General features: G+C 62.4%; 13 protein-coding genes and 4 pseudogenes. 11 read left to right on the plus strand and 6 right to left on the minus strand.

The genetic code is table 11. The features are described from left to right. The first annotated feature begins 45 nt into the window (after positions 1–45). The 3 genes from ACQB61_RS14100 (at position 46) to ACQB61_RS14110 (ending at position 1,387) form a co-directional block, all read left to right on the plus strand. On the plus strand, positions 46–432 hold the full coding sequence (locus ACQB61_RS14100) for an NUDIX hydrolase (RefSeq protein WP_430513128.1): 387 nt from the start codon (positions 46–48) through the stop codon (positions 430–432). A gap of 90 nt (positions 433–522) precedes the next feature. Further along, positions 523–945: a TIGR02301 family protein gene (locus ACQB61_RS14105; RefSeq protein ID WP_430513129.1), complete on the plus strand. Its 423-nt coding sequence runs from the start codon at positions 523–525 to the stop codon at positions 943–945. Between the two features lie 169 nt (positions 946–1,114). Next, entirely contained in the window at positions 1,115–1,387 is a 273-nt protein-coding gene (locus tag ACQB61_RS14110; RefSeq protein ID WP_050471916.1) for a hypothetical protein, read from the plus strand. A 164-nt stretch (positions 1,388–1,551) separates the two neighbouring features. Here the strand turns inward: ACQB61_RS14110 and ACQB61_RS14115 are convergent, their stop codons facing one another. Further along, positions 1,552–2,070, minus strand: a complete 519-nt coding sequence (locus ACQB61_RS14115) for a LysE family translocator (protein ID WP_430513130.1) — start codon at positions 2,068–2,070, stop codon at positions 1,552–1,554. A gap of 212 nt (positions 2,071–2,282) precedes the next feature. Here ACQB61_RS14115 and ACQB61_RS14120 point away from each other — a divergent pair, with 212 nt between their 5' ends. Then, the gene (locus ACQB61_RS14120) at positions 2,283–2,957 is read left to right on the plus strand and encodes a hypothetical protein (protein ID WP_430513131.1); all 675 of its coding nucleotides are present in this window, start codon (positions 2,283–2,285) and stop codon (positions 2,955–2,957) included. 30 nt (positions 2,958–2,987) lie between these two features. Here ACQB61_RS14120 and ACQB61_RS14125 read toward each other — a convergent pair whose 3' ends face one another. The 4 genes and pseudogenes from ACQB61_RS14125 to ACQB61_RS14140 form a co-directional block, all read right to left on the minus strand. After that, positions 2,988–3,653: a class I SAM-dependent methyltransferase gene (locus ACQB61_RS14125; protein ID WP_430514375.1), complete on the minus strand. Its 666-nt coding sequence runs from the start codon at positions 3,651–3,653 to the stop codon at positions 2,988–2,990. Further along, positions 3,646–4,910, minus strand: a pseudogene (locus ACQB61_RS14130) (DUF3419 family protein). The gene ACQB61_RS14125 and the pseudogene ACQB61_RS14130 overlap by 8 nt, the downstream one beginning before the upstream one ends. A 140-nt stretch (positions 4,911–5,050) precedes the next feature. Further along, entirely contained in the window at positions 5,051–6,382 is a 1,332-nt protein-coding gene (locus ACQB61_RS14135) for a L,D-transpeptidase (protein WP_430513132.1), read from the minus strand. 231 nt (positions 6,383–6,613) lie between these two features. After that, positions 6,614–7,954 carry a dihydroorotase gene (locus tag ACQB61_RS14140; RefSeq protein ID WP_430513133.1) on the minus strand — a complete coding sequence of 447 codons (1,341 nt, stop codon included), beginning with the start codon at positions 7,952–7,954 and terminating at the stop codon, positions 6,614–6,616. 192 nt (positions 7,955–8,146) lie between these two features. On the opposite strand from ACQB61_RS14140, the pseudogene ACQB61_RS14145 reads away from it, so the two are divergent. The 6 genes and pseudogenes from ACQB61_RS14145 to ACQB61_RS14170 all read left to right on the plus strand — a co-directional run. After that, positions 8,147–8,410, plus strand: a pseudogene (locus ACQB61_RS14145) (YgfZ/GcvT domain-containing protein); the annotation flags it as partial. A gap of 290 nt (positions 8,411–8,700) precedes the next feature. Then, positions 8,701–8,751, plus strand: a pseudogene (locus tag ACQB61_RS14150) (hypothetical protein); the annotation flags it as partial. A gap of 156 nt (positions 8,752–8,907) precedes the next feature. Further along, entirely contained in the window at positions 8,908–9,045 is a 138-nt protein-coding gene (locus ACQB61_RS14155) for a hypothetical protein (RefSeq protein WP_430514450.1), read from the plus strand. A gap of 74 nt (positions 9,046–9,119) precedes the next feature. Beyond that, positions 9,120–9,775: pseudogene (locus tag ACQB61_RS14160) on the plus strand (hydrolase). Between the two features lie 55 nt (positions 9,776–9,830). Further along, positions 9,831–10,337 (plus strand): tyrosine phosphatase family protein, encoded by a 507-nt coding sequence (locus tag ACQB61_RS14165; RefSeq protein ID WP_430513134.1) that lies wholly within the window; start codon positions 9,831–9,833, stop codon positions 10,335–10,337. A gap of 14 nt (positions 10,338–10,351) precedes the next feature. Next, positions 10,352–11,332, plus strand: coding sequence for an NUDIX hydrolase (locus ACQB61_RS14170; RefSeq protein WP_430513135.1), 981 nt, complete (start codon positions 10,352–10,354; stop codon positions 11,330–11,332). Between the two features lie 27 nt (positions 11,333–11,359). Here ACQB61_RS14170 and ACQB61_RS14175 read toward each other — a convergent pair whose 3' ends face one another. Next, complete coding sequence (locus ACQB61_RS14175; RefSeq protein ID WP_430513136.1) at positions 11,360–12,583, minus strand: MFS transporter; 1,224 nt, start codon at positions 12,581–12,583, stop codon at positions 11,360–11,362. A gap of 392 nt (positions 12,584–12,975) precedes the next feature. Between ACQB61_RS14175 and nadA the strand changes: the two genes are divergently transcribed. Further along, positions 12,976–14,061, plus strand: a complete 1,086-nt coding sequence (gene nadA, locus ACQB61_RS14180; RefSeq protein WP_430513137.1) for a quinolinate synthase NadA — start codon at positions 12,976–12,978, stop codon at positions 14,059–14,061. Positions 14,062–14,085 lie beyond the last annotated feature (24 nt).

Raw genomic sequence — 14,085 nt, forward strand, 5'->3', positions numbered from 1 at the left:
CGAGGCCTCCTCCCTTCCGCCCCTCACGCCCGGCGTCAGCATTCTTTGCCTCAGAAACGGCCAAGTGCTGCTCGTACGAAGGGGCAAGCCCCCTATGCCGGCTACTGGAGTTTGCCCGGCGGCAAGGTGGAAGCTGGAGAAAGCCTTCTTCAGGCCGCACACCGCGAACTTCTGGAAGAAACAGGTGTAAGCGCACGGCTGGGCGAGCCGGCCGAAACGCTGACAATAGACAGCCGCGATGACAGCGGCGCGCTTCGCTCCCGCTTTCACTTGACCGTTTTTGCCGGAGAACACCTCTCCGGCGAGCCTGTTGCGGGCGATGACGCGGCGGAGGCCTGTTTCATGCCGCTTTCCGCACTCGATGGCCTTCAGATGACGCCCGGCATCGCAGAGCGGATCTTGAGGCTTGCATCAGGGCGTGAAGCTGAGTGAGTGCCAGCGCTTTGCGCTGTTGAAGGCCAAACCGCGGCCTTGCGCCATGGGTCCCTGCAGCCCATTATCCAGCCGGACAGGCAGGAAAGAATGAAAGCCAGCAGAATCACCAGCACCGGGCGGCGGAATACGGCGAGCGTACTGTCATGCCTTGCGGTTGCGGCTCTTATGCTGACAGCCGTGCCTGTCCATGCTCAGACCTCTTTGTCCGAAGCTCCCTATGAGCGCCAGTTGCTCCGCCTGTCGGAGATCCTCGGCGCCCTGCATTTCCTGCGCCCCTTGTGTGGACGTGATGATGCACCAAGCTGGCGGGAGCGGATGGAAGACCTTCTGGATGCCGAAATGCAGGGCGAAGTGCGCAAGCGCCGCCACATCGAACGCTTCAACCTTGGCTATCGCGGATTTTCTTCGGTGTATCAAAGCTGTACGCCAGCGGCACGAGCAGCCATGAACGCCTATATCCAGGAAGGCGAGAAGCTGAGCCGTGACGTTGCGGCCCGTTACGCGCGCTAGCGGCAGTCCGTTACCAAAGGCTTAACCCTCCACGTATAATTTGTGGGTGGACGTTAAGAATGCCTTCACACTCGCTTCCCGCGTAGTCTTCCCATGGTAAGGTCTTCGCAGATTCGGGGAACGGCACCGACTCATCCGAAGCGAAAGCGGCAAAGACCTAAGGGACAGCATGACCAACGACGAATTCAGCGAGATGTCTGCGGACGTCCAATACCTTGAAGACGACGATATTCGCCGTGCTGCGCTCGGTTTCATTCAGGATGCATGGTCCGAGGCGATTGCCTGCGGCGTTGATACAGATGCTGTTGCTCACGCAGCCATGTTTACTGCCCTTGCTGATCTTGTCTCCACATATGGCGAAGATGCTGTCGCCAAGCTGGCGGAAGGTCTGCCGGAGCGTATTCTGCGCGGTGACTATTCGGTCAATCGCGTCCTTCAGTAAGTAGTCCCAAGGCGGAGCGCGCGGCTTGCTTCCTGCGCTCCGGCTGTACCCTGAATTTCAGAACAGGCTTGCGGCGATAGCGCTGGCAAAGACAATCAGGGCAATACCGGCAATCCTGTTGACCATTTCCAGCCATTTGTCCGTGAACCGGTCACGCAAGGCTGTCACTCCCCCGGCAACGAGACACCACCACAGGAAGGCGCCGCACGACACGCCGGCCAGCATGGCCGCTGCGCCGAAATGGTCTCCCGGCTGAGGCGCCCAGTCGCCCAGACTTCCAAAATCGCCAGGAACCCGAGCACTGCTCCCGGATTGGTGATCGTCATGGCAAAGGCAGCTGCTGAATCGCGCAGAAGGGTATGATCAAACCCCTCGCGGTCCCTGTCCACGTGCGGATGACTGCGCAAGACTGCAATGGCGAAGACCACCAGAAGCGCGGCTCCCGTGACCTTGATCCAGAACTCATGCAGCTCGACAAATTCCGCCACCGCTGAAATTCCGAACAGCGCAGCGGCGGCAAACAGCGTATCGGCCACAACGGCCCCAAGCCCGACCAGAATCCCGGCACTGAAGCCGAAATGAATGGCACGGCGCAGGGCCATGATGTTGACCGGCCCCACGGGGGCACTGGTCATGAGGCCGATGCCCAATCCAAGCAAGGCATAGGAGAAGGCGGGCGTCATGCGGCAAAGCTCTGGCAAAAATGGCACATCTGCCTGCGGTTTAACGAAAGGCAGCGCCGATGCCAAGCGCGCAGGCTGTTTTGAATGGCCTTTCCGCCGTGGCTGCGTATAGTCGTTGAAAATTCTCCCGGCTGAGTCTGACCATGCTGCGCAACTGTATTGCCACCCTTTGTTTTGCACTCCTGCTGCTTCCGGCTGCGGACGCAGCGACTGTGAGAACCGAGACGATCCTGGTGACGCCGCCGGAACAATCCACCTCCGGCAACCCCTCCATTCCACCTGAAGACCTTCTTCCCGCCCCCTCCGGAGAGGCCGGCGCGGATGATGCGACTGGACCGGCGGATGAGACGGATCCGGCTGAAGATGCCGAAAGCCCGGCGGATGGCCAGTCTACTGAAGCCTCTCCCCAGAACCAGCTTCCCGTCCCTGAGGTGCATTATGGGCCTGAGGGCCTGCCAGCGCCGGTCGCCCGTATGCGTGATCAATTGATCGAAGCGGCCCGCAGCGGCGACATCGAGCGCATGCGCATGGTGCTGGAAGGTAACGAGATGATGCCGACCCTGTCTCTGGCGGAAATCGGCGACCCGATCGAGTTCCTCAAGAGCAGCTCCGGTGATGGCGAAGGGCAGGAAATCCTCGCAATCCTTCTGGATGTGATGGAAGCGGGCTGGGTACATGTGGATGCCGGAACCCCGCAGGAAATGTACATCTGGCCCTACTTTTCCCGCTATCCCTTCGACAAGCTGACACCAGCCCAGAAGGTGGAGATGTACCGCGTCGTCACGGCCGCGGACTTTGCGGAGATGGACGCCTATGGCGCCTGGCTGTTCTACCGTGTCGGCATTGGCCCGGATGGCACGCTGCATTATTTCGTCGCGGGCGAGTGAGGCGGGCGGCAATCTCGCCGCACGCGCCTGTCAAACGCGGGTGATCTCCGCCCAGACAGCGTAACCGCGATAGAGCGAACCAGCCTCACTGCGCGCCTCATGCTGCGAAGCAAGCGATTGCACCGCGTCCAGCATGTCCGCCCGTGGCGTAACGTGGAATTTCGCCAGCCAGGCATGAAGCAGGCGCCGGAAGAGACCTGGCAGACGTTCCTGCTGGCCGAAGTCTACCACTGACAGCTGCCCGCCGGCGGCCAGCACCGCAAAGCCGGCCGCCATGGCTTCCCGCCAGGGCGGGATCATCGACAGAGTGTAAGACATGAACACCCGGTCGAAGCTGCCACGGCCAAACAACGCTTCTGCCTCGAAAGCCGAAGCGTCACCGCAGGCAAGCCGGATACGCTCCTCAAGCCCGGCGCGGCGGATATTCGCCTCAGCCGTTGCCAGCATCTCCCGCGAAATGTCGAGACCATAGAAACGGGCATCGGGATAGAGACGCGCCGCTTCGATCAGATTGCGGCCCGTGCCGCAGCCAAGCTCCAGCACAGCGCCGCCCGGCGGCGGCACAAGCCGGGCAATCAGCCGGTCGCGGCCCAGCAGATAATATTTGCGCGTCAGGTCATAGATGTGCCGCTGGTTGCGGTACACGCTGTCCATCAGCGCAGCGGAAGCGCCGTTCTGGCCGCCGGTTTCACCCATTGAAGACATAGAGATGGAACCCGCCATAGATGGAGGAACGATCGCGGCGGCCCAGCTCAAGGCTCTTCTCAGCCTCATAGGTCCAGCGGTCCAGAATGGCGTCCTCCACACGGCCCGGCAGCAGCGTTGGCTCGGCAGCGGTGCGGAAGATGACGCGGGCGCCGGGGCGGGCGGTGCGCGTGATCTGGGACCACAGTCCGTTCAGCTGCTCATCCGTCATCCAGTCCTGAGCATCGAGCAGCACATAGGCGTCAAGGCTGCCGGGCTCAACGCCTTCCAGATGTTCGGTGAAACTGCGGTTGATCACCTGGACACGGGAAGCTCGCTCGCGGATTGCATCGAAATGCTCGCGCTTCAGATATGGCGGGAGCGGACCGGAGGCACCACGGCTCTCCTCCCCACCCTGCGGCGCATAGCCCCGGTTGAAGGCCTGCCAGGCGAAGTAGTTGTCCGACAGCGAGAAATCGCAGGCGAGTTTCTGCAGCCGCTGCTTCAGCACGTCGGACATGTCACCCGTGGGGCTGGCGGAGACCAGCGCCTCATACTGGGCGGGCGGGATTCCGAGGCCATAGAGCGACATCTTCTTGGAGGTCGCCCAGCGCACCAGCCGCTTGTCGAACAGGGGGCCAGCGCCGTCTCGAAATAGCTGCGCTGTTCATCCAGCGTGCGGGCGCGGACGAAATGCTTCGGATCGATGCCATAAAGCCGGGCAACGAAATGGCCCACGCCGATGAAGTAACCCAAAAGCCCGTGATGATAGAGATCACGCGAGAACAGGGTGATACGGCGGCGGCCAAAGCCGCTGATGCCGCGCCCTTCCCAGTAGCTGCGGGTTTCCTCGTCCAGCCTGTCGCGCAGGAAGCGCTCGTAAGCGGCGATATTGGCCTTCTCGTCCGCTTCTCCGAAGAAGCGGTAGAAGCTATCGTGGTTCGGAAGGTGCTGCGCGGCCGCAAGCTTCAGCCGCCCCAGCGCCACATGGGCGCGGTTGAGATCCACCGCCGTGATTTCCGCCGGATCAGCCGTCAGATAGGACATGACGTTGCAGCCGCCCGAGGCGATGGTGACCATGCGCGAATGCGGCTGAAGCTGCAGCGCCTCCAGATCCACATCCGGGTCCTCCCAGATCTGCGGATAGACCAGCCCTTTGAAGGCGAAGGTGAACATACGCTCCAGAAAGCCCTCGCGGGACGTGGCGCTGGACCGGTGGACGGCCTTACTCAGTCTGGCTTTCGATGCTTCAAGCGTGCTCACCGGCATTGTTCGCTCCCTCAGGGACTGCCCACCGGCGATTCTTCCGCCGGATAAGAACCTGAGGGGGAGCGATACTGCAGACACGCGACAGACACATGACGGCGGGGACATGACGTCGGAGGCAGCCTTGAAGCTGCTCCGGCACATCAGTTCGTTGTCGTCACCACAAAGTCGGTGCCGAGGCCGGTGTTGCGCAGGAAAGAGCGGTCGGTAACGATAAGCGAAGAGCCCGGAACCAGCATGGCACCAACTTCCTTGCGCACCTTTGCGGGCATGTCAACCCTGTCAAGGATCTGCGCAGGGGTGACGCCGGCAGCCTCTTCCGCCACCACGGCCATCCAGCCAGTTTCACTGTCTCCGGGCTTGAAGCCCAGCGCCGTGAAGATGACGGTACCGATGGGCGCCTTCGGATCCTTGAGGGTGACGCCAGCCTGATAGATGTCCTTGAACTTAGTGCGGATGCGCAGTTCCGCATTCAGCGGCAGATCCTCGCCCGCCTCGCGGTAGACGCGCTTCAGAAGCCCATGGCTGTAGTTGCCCGTGATAGGCAGCTCATAGCCTTCCTGGAACAGACGGATCGCTTCGCGCGTCTTGCGGCCCATGATGCCATCGACAGGGCCGGCGTCAAAGCCGAGACGGTTCAGCATGGACTGCAGATCGTGGACCTCGCGGCCCTGTGGCCGGGGCGTGATGATCATGCGCAGCGGCGGTCCGAATTCGGCTGCGGCTTGCGTTTCCGTCTGCGGTGCGATTGATGCCGTCGAAGCGGTGTCCGTGACGATGGAACCGCGCAGGCCGCCGCTGGCAGGCACAATGCTTTCGTCAAGGCTCGCAACCGCAGTGCCCGGCACATAGGGCTGCGGCAGCGCGGTGTGGGTGATGGCCAAGGGCGCGATTTCGCCGTCGGTGATCACAACATGCATGCCGCGTTCAGTCATGCCGAACAGGTTCTGGGCAAAATCCATGGGCAGGCGCACGCAGCCATGCGATGCCGGGTAGCCGGGCAGCTTGCCCTGATGCAGGGCAATACCTGACCATGTGAGCCGCTGCATGAAAGGCATGGGCGCATCGTCATAGAGATTGGAGAAATGCTTGCGCCGCTTTTCGAGAATGGAGAACACGCCCGTCGGCGTGCTGTGCCCGCTCTTGCCGGAGGAGACCGGCGTAGAGCTGACAAGCTCCAATCCGCGATAGACCTTGAGATTTTGCTCGCGCAGGGACACGACGATCTGCATCGGGTGCTCGGGATCACTGATCTCGGCAGCCCCTTGCACGGTTTCCGCTGGACTGGCGGCCATGGACGCCCCGGCAGGCTTCGCCAACCCTGCGACCTGCCTCAGCCCGGCCTGAACTTCAGCCCTCGCCTGCGGAACTGCGAAATGCATCATGGCAAGGGCACAGCCCGTCATCAGCGCCATGCGCCAGATGCGGCCCTGCTTCAAGCCTCCATCAAACCGTGCTGCCGTCTCCATCACCATGCGAGCCTCATCTACGCCATACCCGTCAGCCCGCACCCACCTTACCCCCGCTCCGTGTACTTAGGGTTAGGGAACAGGGTTACCGAAGTGTGCAAATTTGACTGGTTCCGGTCATAGAAGTTTAACTCTGAACTCGCTGTGGCGCCTGTCACATTTTCGCCGGATTTGAGAAAAGCCGGAACGTACCTGACGCTCCAGCCCTCTCGTGTTCCTATTCAGTTGGAAGCTCTCTCACCCCTGCGGCTGGAGCGCGTCCTGGAAGTGGACGGTTTCGCCCTGCGAGGGGGTTGTCAGTTCGCCCTGCCACATCACCTTGTTGCCACGCACGAAGGTGCCGACCGGCCAGCCGGTGACTTCCACACCGTCGTAGGGCGTCCAGCCAACGCGGGAGGCGATCCACTCGTTGCGGATGGTTTCCTTGCGCTTCATGTCGACGATGGTGAAATCAGCGTCATAGCCCACGGCAATCCGCCCCTTGCGTGCCATGTTGAAAAGGCGGACGGGACCGGCGCTGGTCATATCGACAAAACGTTCCAGCGTCAGCCGGCCGGCATTGACGTGATCCAGCATCGTCGGCACCAGCGTCTGCACTCCAGTCATGCCGGAGTGGGAACCAGGATAGGCGTGGTCCTTTTCCTCACGGGTGTGCGGCGCGTGATCGGAGCCGAGAATGTCGGCGACGCCCTGATTGACGCCCCACCAAAGGCGCTTCTGATGCGACAGATCCCGAACCGGCGGGTTCATCTGGGTGTAGGTGCCAAGCCGCTCGTAGCAGTCCGGGGCAAACAGGGTCAGGTGATGCGGCGTTACTTCCGTGCTGGCCACATCGCGGTGGTCCGCCAGATACTCCATCTCGTCGCCGGTGGAGATATGCAGCACATGCACCCGCTTGCCGAGGCGGCGGGCGAGCGTGACAAGCCGCTGGGTGGCAAGAAGCGCTGCCGTTTCATCGCGCCAGACCGGGTGCGAACGGGGATCTCCCGGCACGCGCAGGTTCATCCGGTCGCGCAGGCGCATTTCGTCCTCGCAATGGAACGAGGCGCGGCGGGTGATCTTCTTCAGGATCTTCGCCAGGTTCTCGTCATCCTCCACGAGCAGGTTGCCGGTGGACGAGCCGATGAACACCTTGATGCCCGCTGCCCCCGGCAGCTTCTCCAGCATCGGGATCTCTTCGATGTTTTCCGCCGTGCCGCCGACGAAGAAGGCAAAGTCGCAGTGCATACGGTGATGGCCCGCTGCCACCTTTGCCGCCAGAGTTTCGGCCGTGGTGGTATTGGGGTTGGTGTTCGGCATCTCGAACACCGCCGTCACACCGCCCATGACGGCAGCGCGGGAGCCGGTTTCAAGGTCTTCCTTGTGGGTGAGGCCCGGCTCACGGAAATGCACCTGCGTGTCGATGACGCCCGGCAGAATGGTGAGGCCCTTGCAGTCGATGACCTCTGCCGCCTTTGCGCCCCGCAGATCGCCAATAGCGGAAATGCGCCCGCCGCGCACAGCCACATCGCGGATCGCGGTGCCGTCCTGATTGACGACCGTGGCGCCGGTGAGAATGAGATCATGGGCAGCAGACATTGATGACTCCTCTTCCATCTTCGGCGCGGGCCTTGCGCTCGGCTTTTTCTGGCGCGCTTATACGATTGGCAGGGCGCACGGGTCCACAGGCTTTTCGGGAAACCGCCTGCCCGGCAACGCCGCGCCTTGCCGCCGGGCGGACGCGGGGCTATCTCAACGGGAGAGATATACGCAGTTTCACTGGAGGCCCTCATGTCCGCTGCCCGTTTTGCCCTTCTGCCTGACCGTGGCTTGGTGCGCGTGAGCGGGCCGGAAGCCACGCATTTCCTGCAGAACCTGCTGACCCGGGACGTGGAAAACCTGACCACCGGCGAAGCTGCCTTTGCCGCTTTGCTCACGCCGCAAGGCAAGATCCTGTTCGATTTTCTGGTGCTGAAGGACGCGGACGGCTTCCTGCTCGACACGCCGGCCTCTCAGGTATCAGCCCTTGTGAAGCGGCTCGGCTTTTACCGGCTTCGCGCCAAGGTGACGCTGGAGGATTGCTCCAGCACCCATGAGGCGGCCGTGATCTTTGGCGATGCCCTGCCCGCTGCGCCGCTGACCTCCGGTCTTCTGGCCGCAACCGATCCGCGCCTCGCCGCGCTAGGGCTGCGGGTAGCCGGGCCAACGGGGCTGGCGAACATTCTGGAAGGCCTTGGGCTGCAGGCGGCACAGCCCGCAGACTGGCACGCCCACCGCATCGGCCTTGGCGTGCCGGAGGCAGAAAGCGACTTCGCTTATGGCGAGGTTTTCCCCATGACGCAGACATGGACCAGCTCAACGGCATTTCCTTTCGCAAAGGATGCTATGTGGGGCAAGAGATCGTTTCCCGCATGGAGCACCGCTCGACGGCCCGCAAGCGCTTCGTCATGGTGGAAGCGGCAGAGGCCCTGCCCGCCATGGGCAGCCCGGTACTGGCAGGAGAGCAGGAGGTGGGCACGCTTGGTTCGTCCGCAGGTCACCGGGGACTGGCGTTGCTGCGGCTTGACAAGGTGAAGGCTGCCCTCGACAAGGGCGTCCAACTGACTGCCGCCGGAACGGCGCTCGATGTAACGCTTCCCGGCTGGGCGCGTTTCACCTGGCCTGAAAGCGGCAGCGGCGCAGGTGCTTAAGGCGCCTGACAAGCCCTTCAACCCTTTCGCCGCACTGGCCCAAGACTGACGGGCCCAAGACTGACGGAGCATCCATGGCTGCCGACCGCCCCGAACTTCCACCTCGCGCCTGGCAGCGCATGCTTTCCGGCCGCAGGCTCGACCTGCTGGACCCCTCACCGCTGGATGTGGAACTGTCTGACATCGCCCACGGCCTTGCCCGTGTCGCGCGCTGGAACGGCCAGACCCACGGCGACCACGCCTTTTCCGTCGCACAGCACAGCCTTGTGGTGGAAGACATCGCCCTGCAACTGAAGCCGGACCTTACCCCGCAATGGCGCCTTGCTGTGCTTTTGCATGATGCGCCGGAATATGTGATCGGCGACATGATCTCCCCTTCAAGGCGGTGATGGGCGGTGATTACAAGCTGGTGGAAGGCCGCCTTCAGGAAGCCATCCACAGGCGTTTCGGCCTGCCGGGCAAGCTGCCCGAGGCTGTCAAGAAACTGGCGAAGAAGGCCGATATCATCTGCGCCTATTTCGAGGCAGTGGAGCTGGCAGGTTTCGGCGATGAAGAGGCAGGCAAGATCTTCGGACGGCCCAAGGGTTTCGGAACCGGCCCGGCAGACGCACCGCGCCTCGGGCTTGAGCCAATGCCAGCCGCCACTGCCCAGATTGCCTTCACCGAACGCTTCGAGGCCATAGCTGCCCTTGCCGCAAACGCGCCTCAGAAGGCCGTGCGCGGGCGGTGACGCGGGGATTTAAAAAGGTTACTCTCAAAAGGCACAGTTTCAGGATGACCGATTGATGCTTTACGTGTGTTCTCTTTCCCGCCTGAAGGAAACGGTGGAGCGGACGGGTGCAACCCGCATGGTCAGCCTGATCAATGCTGGCACGCCAGTGGAACGCCCCCAGTCCATTGCGGCTGACAGTCACCTGTTCCTTGGCTTCAACGACATCGTAGACCCGGTGGAAGGCCTCGTGCCTCCCGGCGAGGCGCATGTGAACTCCCTTATCGACTTCGTGCGGGACTGGGAAAAATCCGCCCCGCTCGTCATCCATTGCTGGGCCGGAATCAGCCGGTCAACGGCTGGAGCCTTCATCACCGCCTGCGCCCTGACGCCCGATGCGGATGAGGCCGAACTTGCATCTGTTCTGCGCGCCCGTGCGCCCTCAGCAACGCCCAATGCCAGGCTGGTGGCGATTGCCGACCGCATGCTGGGCCGCAACGGGCGCATGATCGAGGCAATCCGGGCCATCGGGCGGGGGGCTGATGCCTTCGAGGGCACGCCCTTTGAAATGCCTCTGGCCTGAAGGAGCAGGCGCGGATGAACCAGACCACGGCAACCATCGAAATCGGCCTGAACGCCGTGATCGTTGCTGTGCGCGAGGGCGTGCCACAGGTCGTGACCTTTGCAGGTGGTGGTGAGGACGACGCGGAAGGCCTTCCCTTCGGCCCGTTCGATCCGCTGCATCACCGCACCTTTGAAAGCGGGCTGCGCACCTGGGTGGAGGAACAGACCGCTCTCACCATCGGCTATGTGGAGCAGCTTTACACTTTTGGCGACCGGGGCCGCCACATGACCACCGGCGACAGCGGCCCGCATGTGGTCTCCGTCGGTTATCTCGCCCTCACCCGCAAGAGCACAGACAGCGAAGATGTACTCTCCCGGCATCATTCGTCCTGGCGGTCCTGGTATGACTACTTCCCCTGGGAAGACTGGCGCGACGGGCGCCCTGCAATGCTCGACCGGGATCTTCTGCCTGCGCTGCATGCTGCCTCCGGGCGCATGCCGCCGGAGCAGCCACACACCGGCCTTGGCAGGGCCGAGCGCATCCGCCTTGCCTTTGGCGAGGATGAGAGCAGCTGGGACGAAGAGCGGGCGCTTGACCGCTACGAGCTGATCTATGGCGCCGGGCTTGTGCAGGAGGCCCTGCGCGACGGGCGGCCCGAGGCGCTGGCCTGCCCGGACCTGCCGAAGTTCGGCCGGCCCATGCGTTTCGATCACCGCCGCGTGCTGGCCACCGCCCTCTCACGCCTGCGCGGCAAGCTGAAATACCGCCCGGTGATCTTCGAGCTGATGCCGGACACCTTCACTCTCACCGAGTTGCAGCAGACGGTGGAAGCGATTTTCGGGCGGCACCTGCACAAGCAGAACTTCCGCCGCCTCGTGGAAAACGCCGAACTGGTGGAGCCAACCGGCGCCACCTCCACCGCCACCGGCGGCCGCCCCGCCGCCCTCTTCCGCTTCCGCCGCGAAATCCTGAAGGAACGCCCCGCGCCAGGGCTCAGGGTTGGCGGACGTTAAAGGAAGAGAGGCAGAGCCCCTTCGCCCTCACTCCGCTGCAGCGAGGCGGGCGACGGGTTGTTCGCGGATGGGCCAGTGGACGATGGCCGCGAGGAGACCCAGGGCAATGCCCATCCACCAGACCGCATCATAGGAGCCCAGCTCGTCATAAAGCTTGCCGCCCAGCCAGACGCCAAGGAACGAACCGATCTGATGCGACAGGAAAACGAAGCCAAAAAGCGTCGCCATGTAGCGCGGGCCGAACATGACAGCCACAAGGCCCGACGTGGGCGGCACTGTGGAAAGCCATAGAAAGCCCATGGCCGCCGAGAAGATCAGCACCGATGCCGGTGAGGCCGGGACCATGAGGAACAGGGTGATGGCAACGGCGCGGGCAAAATAGATCAGTGACAGGAAATGCGGCTTGGAATGGCGTGTACCGATGTAGCCCGACAGCAGCGATCCCACGATATTGCACAGGCCGATGAGGGCGATGGCATATCCACCCCAACGCGCCTCAAGGCCGAGGTCGGAAATATAGGGCGGCAGGTGCACGGTGATGAAAGCCACGTGGAAGCCGCAGACAAAGAATCCCAGCGTGAGCAACAGGTAACCGCGTGTCTTGAAGGCCTCGGCGATGGCTTGCTTGAGGTTCTGGTCAGCGCTGGTACCAGCATAGGCGGCCGCATCCGGCTTGCCACGCAGGGCTATGGCGAGAAGCGGCAGCAGCGCCATCAGACCGGAGAAGGCCAGCAGCGTGTTGTGCCAGCCGATCTCCGTAATCAGTGTGGCCCCCAGCGGCGCAAACAGGAACTGGCCCAGCGAACCCGAAGCCGTACCGACACCGAAGGCGAGCGAGCGCATTTCCGGCGTCACCGCGCGGGCAAAGGCCGCCAGCACCATTGAGAAGCTGGAGAAGGCGATGCCAAGGCCTATCAGCACGCCGCCCGTCATGTGCAGCGCCACCGGCGATTCCGCATCGGCCATCAGCCAGAGGCCAGAGCCATAGAAAACCGCCCCCAGGGCAATCGTCTTCCAGGTGCCGAACCGGTCAGCAAACATGCCCGCCACCGGCTGGCCGATGCCCCACATCAGGTTCTGGATGGCAATGGCCAGCGAGAAGATCTCGCGTGTCCAGTCCCGCGCTTCCGTCATGGGCTGGAAGAACATACCCATGGTCGAGCGCGGCCCGAAGGACAGAAGCGCAATGGCACAGCCGCAGATGATGATCAGCGGAATATTTGCCTTTGCAGGCATTGAAGCTGCGGACATGCCCGGTTTCTCCGATTCACACACTCCGGGCCGTGTGATGAGCCCCTCGCACGCTACTATGACCTTGCAGCTGTTTTGCTCAAGTGAATGTTTGTGATGCCGGGATGAGAGCTTCTGATGGATAGGTTGAAAATCCGACGCAGCTTGCGAAGGCTTCATATTAAGGCCAATCGATTGCCGGCACACAAACAAGTCACTGGGAAATATCATCTTTTCAAAAATATGACGTTTCAGCGTCAGAAAGTGTAGATTTGGCCTGCGCGCAGGACTATATAAGCTCATGAAGAGCAAAAGACGGTGGCAGGCAAGGGGCGGAAGGTCCCGTTTTCTTTTACCGGCCATATGCTCAAAATGAGCATAATAGATCTGAGCTCCAAAGGGAGTACGGCCCTATGGCTACCACGCTGATTTCCTCACGTTCCGCCTGCGAGGTCAGGCCTGCAGCGGAACTGGCGATTGACCGTCATGGTGCGGTGAACCGTCCGGATCTGGCCTACACGGAAGAGGTGGCGCGCGAGACGGCCCCCATCTACGAGAAGGTCAAGCATATCATCCCCGCCATCGAGTGGCCCGCTCTTGCGCCGACGATCCATGCGATCAACAAGCTCAAGAAGGAGCGCAACGCTGTCATTCTGGCGCATAACTACATGACGCCGGACATCTATCATGGCGTTGCGGATGTGGTCGGCGACAGCCTGCAGCTGGCCATCGAGGCAACGCGCACCAGTGCGGACGTGATCGTCCAGTGCGGCGTGCATTTCATGGCTGAGACCTCCAAGATCCTCAATCCGTCCAAGACGGTTCTGATCCCCGACAGCCGCGCAGGCTGCTCGCTGGCCGAGTCCATCACTGCTGAGGATGTGCGCGGCCTGCGCGAGCGCAATCCCGGCGTGCCGATCATCACCTATGTGAACACCTCTGCCGCTGTGAAGGCCGAGTGCGACATCTGCTGCACGTCTTCCAACGCAGTTGAGGTGGTGGAAAGCCTTGGCGTGGACCGGGTGTTCCTGATCCCGGACAAGTATCTGGCCGCCAACGTCGCCCGCAAGACCAACGTGGAAGTGCTGATCTGGGATGGCGCCTGCGAAGTGCATGAGCGCTTCACTGCACAGGAACTGCGCGACTACCGCAAGATCGATCCGGACGTGAAGATCATTGCCCATCCGGAATGCCCGCCGGAAGTGGTGGACGAGGCCGACTTTGCCGGTTCAACCAAGCACATGATCGACTGGGTGAAGGAAAAGAAGCCCGCCAAGGTGATGATGATCACCGAATGCTCCATGGCGGACAATGTGGCGAGCGAGACGCCAGGCGTGGACTACATCCGCCCCTGCAATCTGTGCCCGCACATGAAGCGCATCACCCTGTCCAAGATCCTCGACGCCTTGGTCGAGATGAAGGAAGAAGTCACGGTTGATCCTGCCGTCGCCGGCCTTGCGCGCCGGGCGGTGGAACGTATGATCAACCTGAAGAGCTGACCGGCAGGCCGGTGCGGAGCCCTG

It is taken from the genome of Pannonibacter phragmitetus, from assembly GCF_050510895.1.
GTDB classification, from domain to species: Bacteria; Pseudomonadota; Alphaproteobacteria; order Rhizobiales; family Stappiaceae; genus Pannonibacter; species Pannonibacter phragmitetus_B.

What these genes read in the sequence shown, in the direction of transcription:
- ACQB61_RS14105 (WP_430513129.1), top strand. Translation starts at nt 523, where the DNA reads ATGAAAGCCAGCAGAATCACCAGCACCGGGCGGCGGAATACGGCGAGC.
- ACQB61_RS14110 (WP_050471916.1), top strand. Translation starts at nt 1,115, where the DNA reads ATGACCAACGACGAATTCAGCGAGATGTCTGCGGACGTCCAATACCTT.
- ACQB61_RS14115 (WP_430513130.1), bottom strand. Translation starts at nt 2,070, where the DNA reads ATGACGCCCGCCTTCTCCTATGCCTTGCTTGGATTGGGCATCGGCCTC.
- ACQB61_RS14125 (WP_430514375.1), bottom strand. Translation starts at nt 3,653, where the DNA reads ATGGGTGAAACCGGCGGCCAGAACGGCGCTTCCGCTGCGCTGATGGAC.
- ACQB61_RS14135 (WP_430513132.1), bottom strand. Translation starts at nt 6,382, where the DNA reads ATGGTGATGGAGACGGCAGCACGGTTTGATGGAGGCTTGAAGCAGGGC.
- ACQB61_RS14140 (WP_430513133.1), bottom strand. Translation starts at nt 7,954, where the DNA reads ATGTCTGCTGCCCATGATCTCATTCTCACCGGCGCCACGGTCGTCAAT.
- ACQB61_RS14165 (WP_430513134.1), top strand. Translation starts at nt 9,831, where the DNA reads ATGCTTTACGTGTGTTCTCTTTCCCGCCTGAAGGAAACGGTGGAGCGG.
- ACQB61_RS14170 (WP_430513135.1), top strand. Translation starts at nt 10,352, where the DNA reads ATGAACCAGACCACGGCAACCATCGAAATCGGCCTGAACGCCGTGATC.
- ACQB61_RS14175 (WP_430513136.1), bottom strand. Translation starts at nt 12,583, where the DNA reads ATGTCCGCAGCTTCAATGCCTGCAAAGGCAAATATTCCGCTGATCATC.
- nadA (WP_430513137.1), top strand. Translation starts at nt 12,976, where the DNA reads ATGGCTACCACGCTGATTTCCTCACGTTCCGCCTGCGAGGTCAGGCCT.